Here is a 5158-nt window from a genome sequence, read left to right as displayed (position 1 = left end):
TCGATGTCCTGCACCGGGTGGTTGGCGCCATGGTGGCCGTGACCCATCTTCATGGTCTTGGCGCCCGATGCCAGGCCCAGCAACTGGTGGCCCAGGCAGATGCCGAAGGTCGGGATCTTCTTCTCGACGAAGGTCTTGATCGCGCTGATGGCGTAATCGCAGGGTTCCGGGTCGCCCGGGCCGTTGGACAGGAACACGCCGTCCGGATTCAGCGCCAGTACCTCGGCCGCCGGGGTCTGTGCCGGCACCACGGTCAGTTCGCAGCCGCGCTCGGCCAGCATGCGCAGGATGTTGGTCTTGACGCCGAAGTCATAGGCCACAACCTTGAACTTCGGTTCTGCGCGCACGAACTCGTTGCGGTCCAGGTCCAGCTGGCCGTCGGCCCAACCATAGGTCTTGTCGGTGCTGACCACCTTGGCCAGATCCATGCCCTTCAGGCCGGGGAACTTGCGCGCAGCTTCCAGCGCCTTCTCCACATCGATGCCGTCGCCAGCCATCAGCGCACCGTTCTGGGCGCCGCGCTCACGCAGGATGCGGGTCAGCTTGCGGGTATCGATGCCGGCAATGGCCACCACGCCGCGCTGGATCAACCAATCCTGCAGCGACAACTGGCTGCGCCAGCTGCTGGGGCGGCGCGGCACGTCGCGCACGATCAGGCCCGATGCCCAGACCTTGCTGGCTTCATCGTCCTGGTCATTCATACCGGTGTTGCCGATATGCGGGTACGTCAGGGTGATCATCTGCCGGGCGTAGGACGGATCGGTCAGCATTTCCTGGTAACCGGTCATGGCGGTGTTGAACACCACCTCACCCACGGATAGGCCGGGCGCGCCTACGGATTCGCCCTCGAATACGGTGCCGTCTTCGAGCACGAGAATTGCGGCTTGGGTCACGGGAATCTCACTTTGGCTACCGGGGGACTCCGAAGCCACGCCTGCGTCCGCGGTCAAAAACCGGTTGCAAAAAAGCGCGGACGGCGGTCTGGGAACCGGTCCGGCTGACGTGTTTCGGCGAGCGGGAATTGTAAAGGCAACGGGGCCACCAGCGCCAGCGTCGCGTACAGTCCCGCCCGATGGTTTCCGACCGTACGGAAAACCGGTTCTGCCCGGTAAAGCCGCCTGTTCAGCGGCTGCCGACGGCAATGCTCAGCCAATCAGGTCCCGCACCCGGTACCGCCCGTGTTCACGCCCGAGCAGGCGTTGTGCCGCGTGCAACGCACCACGCGCGAAAATGTCGCGGTTGGTGGCCCGGTGGACCAGTTCCACCCGCTCACCCAGGCCGGTGAACTGAACGAAATGCTCGCCAATGATGTCGCCGGCACGCAGGCTGGCATAGCGTGGCGCTGCCCCGCCCTGGCTGGCAGATTCGCCCAAGGTCAGTGCGGTACCGGAAGGTGCGTCCTTCTTGTGCACGTGGTGGGATTCGACGATGTCGCAATCCCAACCCGGCAACGTCGCTGCCGCGCGCTCGACCAGCTCGGCCAGCACGGCAACGCCGAGGCTGAAATTGGTGGCCCATACCAGCGGAATGCGCGCCGCAGCCGCATCCAGCGCCGCCTGCTGCCCCTCGCTGATGCCGGTGGTGCCGGACACCAGGCCGACACCCCGCTCCACACACAAGGCCAGGATGGGGTCAAACCCCTCCGGCAGACTGAAATCAATGGCGACATCGAACGCCGGCACGCCGGACAGCTCACTGGTGGCGAAATGCGGAATGCCATCCACCACGCGCTGGACTGGCGGCTTGCGCACCACGGCGGCCACCACCTGCAGGGACGAATCTTCGGCTGCCAGTCGCAGCAGGGCCTGACCCATGCGGCCGGAGGCGCCATGGATCAGCAAACGGGTCGGAGTGTTGTTCATGCAGCCAAGCTACCGTTTCCGCAGGCCAACACACAAGCATCTGAATGCGGCAACGCCGGGTTTCCCCGGCGCCGCGCTGCACTCAATGTTGCTTGGGTTCGCTGGGCCCGCAGCTGTTGCAGCCGCCGCAGGCACCCGCATTGCTGGCCGCAGGCGGCGCCAGCCGCCGCCCCCAGGCCTGCAGCCGCGGTGAACGCTGCGGCTTGACCAGCCACAGCGCAAGCGACCCGCGCAGCTTGCGCACCACGCCGGGGAACTGCTTCTTCAATACCACCCACGCGCTGACCAGCACCGCCAGGCCGATGATCAGGTATTGCAGCAGCAGGCCCTTGTCCATCAGCCCGCCCCCAGTGCCTTGGCCACCTGGTAGGTCACCAGCGCCGCCAGATAGGCCGCGGCAAACAGGTAGACCGTGGCAAACGCCATCTGCTTCCACGAGTTGGTCTCGCGCTTGATGGTAGCCAAGGTGGAAATGCACATCGGCGCGTAGATGAACCACACCATCAGCGACAGACCGGTAGCCAGCGTCCAACCATCACTGATCACCGGCGTCAGCGCCTGGATGGCCGCGTCATCATCGGCCGCCGACAAGGCATAGATCGTGGCCAATGAAGACACCGCCACCTCGCGTGCGCCCATGCCCGGGATCAACGCAATGCAGATCTGCCAGTTGAAACCCAGTGGCGCGAAGATCACCGCCATCGCATGGCCGATCTGGCCGGCGTAGCTGTAATCGATGGCCGGCAGCGTCGCGTTCTCAGGCGCGCCCGGGAACGACAGCAGGAACCACAGCAGGATGGTCAGCGCCAGGATGATGCCGCCTACGCGCTTGAGGAAGATCACCGCACGCTCCCATAGGCCCACCAGCAGGTCGCGCGGGTTGGGCAGGCGGTAGGAGGGCAGCTCCAGCATCAGCGGATGCTCGCCCTTGTCACGACGGAACTTCTTCATCGTCCACGACATGATCAACGCGCTGGCAATGCCGGCCACATACAGGCCAAACAGCACCAGCCCCTGCTGGTTGAACACGCCCCACACGGTCTTGGCGGGAATGAACGCACCAATCAGCAGCGCATACACCGGCAGGCGTGCCGAGCAGGTCATCAGGGGGGCCACCAGGATGGTGGCCAGGCGGTCGCGCGGGTCCTGGATGGAGCGCGTGGACATGATGCCCGGCACCGCGCAGGCAAAGCTGGACAACAGCGGGATGAACGAGCGCCCGGACAAACCTGCCGCGGCCATCATCCGGTCGAGCAGGAAGGCCGCACGCGGCAGGTAGCCGGATTCTTCCAGCGCCAGGATGAAGGCGAACAGGATCAGGATCTGCGGCAGGAACACCACCACTCCACCCACGCCGGCAATGATGCCATCGGTGAGCAGGCTGCTGAGCGGCCCTTCAGGCAGATGCGTCGCCGCTGCCTCACCCAGCCAGGCAAATGCGGCCTCGATACCATCCATCATCGGCGTGGCCCAGGCGTACACCGCCTGGAAGATCAGGAACATCACCACGGCCAGGCTCAACAGGCCAAACACCGGATGCAGCAGCCAGCGGTCCAGCGCATCATCGATGCGGCCGGTACGGGCCGGCATGCTGACCGCGCTGGCCAGGATCTCACGCACCTGGGCGTGGTAATCGGCACCGGCTTCGGCCGCATGCACCGGCAGGCTGGCCAACGCCGGCACCAGCGCATCGATGCGCTCCACCAGCGCCCGCGCACCATTGCGCTGCACCGCCACGGTCTCGACCACCGGCACGCCCAGGGCTTTTTCCAGCGCGGGCAAGTCGATCTCGATGCCGCGCTTGCGGGCAGCGTCAACCATGTTCAGCGCCACGATCATCGGCTTGCCCAACTCACGCACTTCCAGCGCGAAGCGCAGGTGCAGGCGCAGGTTGGTGGCGTCGATCACGCACACCAGCGCGTCCGGCGCGGCTTCACCCGGGTAGAACCCGCGGCACAGGTCGCGGGTGATGGCTTCGTCCAGGCTGGCCGGGTGCAGGCTGTAGGCGCCTGGCAGATCCAGCACCGCATATTCACGCCCGGATGGCCCGCGCATGCGGCCTTCCTTGCGCTCGACGGTGACGCCGGTGTAGTTGGCCACCTTCTGGCGGCTGCCGGTCAACTGATTGAACAACGCGGTCTTGCCACTGTTCGGATTGCCGACCAGGGCCAGCCGTGCAACTACCTCGTTCACGCCACACCTCCGGTCGAGCTCACCAGCACGCGGGCAGCCTCACTGCGGCGCAGCGCGAAACGGGTGAAACCCACCTGGAACAGCAGCGGTTCACCGCCCACCGGTCCGCGCGCGACCAGCCGCACTTCCTCCCCGTTGACGAACCCCAGCTCACGCAAGCGCCGCGCAATGGCGTCGTTGGCATGCAGGTCCTGTACGTTTTCCACCTTCGCGGATGCATGCAGCGGCAAATCTGACAACGTCACTGAATGGGCGCCTATGAAGAGTTGATAAGAATGGTTATCAATTCTAGCACCGTGAAGGCGGCCCCGCCGCCCAACCAAAGGCCTACAGCGTTCCCCCTCAGCAACTGTTGTTTGTCAGTTGCAGCTGGCCATGCAGCTGTTCAGACGTTCGCCGCACACCGCTGCCGCAGAACGGTTCTGGCAGAACGCCTGCGAGGTCTGGCAGGCACCGCGCAACTCCGGGTTGGTGATCTTGTCGCACTGATTGTTGCGACTGGCCTCGCCACAATCACCATAGCTGCGCGGGTTGGCAGTACAGGCCTGATAGCGGCCCTGGCAATAGTTCACGCAGGCGGCCGGGTCATTCCTGGGGGCATCACGCCAGGCACCATTTCCACAGCCGGCCAGCAACACCGACAAGGCCACCGCCCCACACCACTTCCCTGTACGCATGCCGGTCTCCGGAAATGAAAACAGCCCGAGCATACGCCCGGGCTGTTTCCTTGCCACCCCTGTCTGCGGGAACAGGCGCGGCGGCACTTACTCCACGATCACCGGAATCTTGCCGATGCGGGCCTGCCATTCACGCGGACCGGTCTTGTGCACCGACTCACCGGTGGAGTCCACCGCCACGGTCACCGGCATGTCCTGCACGGTGAACTCGTAGATCGCTTCCATGCCCAGGTCGGCGAAACCGACCACCTTGGAGGCCTTGATCGCCTTGGACACCAGGTAGGCCGAGCCACCGACGGCCATCAGGTAGGCCGACTTGTTGTCACGGATGGCCTCGATCGCGGCCGGGCCACGTTCGGCCTTGCCGACCATGCCCAGCAGGCCGGTCTGTTCCAGGATCTGGCGGGTGAACTTGTCCATGCGGGT

7 protein-coding genes are annotated in these 5158 nt (G+C 65.2%); all 7 read right to left on the bottom strand.

Annotated elements, in window-relative coordinates:
• Positions 1-893, bottom strand: an 893-nt coding sequence (gene carA, locus B2527_RS08815; protein WP_293707972.1) for a glutamine-hydrolyzing carbamoyl-phosphate synthase small subunit, incomplete at its 3' end; no start/stop codon positions are given.
• 252 nt (positions 894-1145) lie between these two features.
• Positions 1146-1862, bottom strand: a complete 717-nt coding sequence (dapB, locus tag B2527_RS08810) for a 4-hydroxy-tetrahydrodipicolinate reductase (protein ID WP_293707970.1) — start codon at positions 1860-1862, stop codon at positions 1146-1148.
• Between the two features lie 82 nt (positions 1863-1944).
• Complete coding sequence (locus B2527_RS08805; protein WP_293707968.1) at positions 1945-2199, bottom strand: DUF6587 family protein; 255 nt, start codon at positions 2197-2199, stop codon at positions 1945-1947.
• Positions 2199-4055: a ferrous iron transporter B gene (feoB, locus tag B2527_RS08800; RefSeq protein WP_293707966.1), complete on the bottom strand. Its 1857-nt coding sequence runs from the start codon at positions 4053-4055 to the stop codon at positions 2199-2201. Before feoB ends, B2527_RS08805 begins: the two co-directional genes overlap by 1 nt.
• Positions 4052-4300 carry a FeoA family protein gene (locus B2527_RS08795; protein ID WP_293707964.1) on the bottom strand — a complete coding sequence of 83 codons (249 nt, stop codon included), beginning with the start codon at positions 4298-4300 and terminating at the stop codon, positions 4052-4054. Before B2527_RS08795 ends, feoB begins: the two co-directional genes overlap by 4 nt.
• Positions 4301-4414: 114 nt before the next feature.
• A complete protein-coding gene (locus B2527_RS08790; protein ID WP_293707962.1) occupies positions 4415-4732 on the bottom strand; it encodes a hypothetical protein in 318 nt (105 codons plus the stop codon).
• 87 nt (positions 4733-4819) lie between these two features.
• The coding region (locus tag B2527_RS08785; RefSeq protein ID WP_293707960.1) for a fumarate hydratase C-terminal domain-containing protein at positions 4820-5158 on the bottom strand (339 nt) is incomplete at its 5' end.

It is taken from the genome of Stenotrophomonas sp. UBA7606, assembly GCF_002477705.1.
Lineage (GTDB): Bacteria > Pseudomonadota > Gammaproteobacteria > Xanthomonadales > Xanthomonadaceae > Stenotrophomonas.
This window is presented reverse-complemented; position numbering and strand designations above follow the sequence as displayed.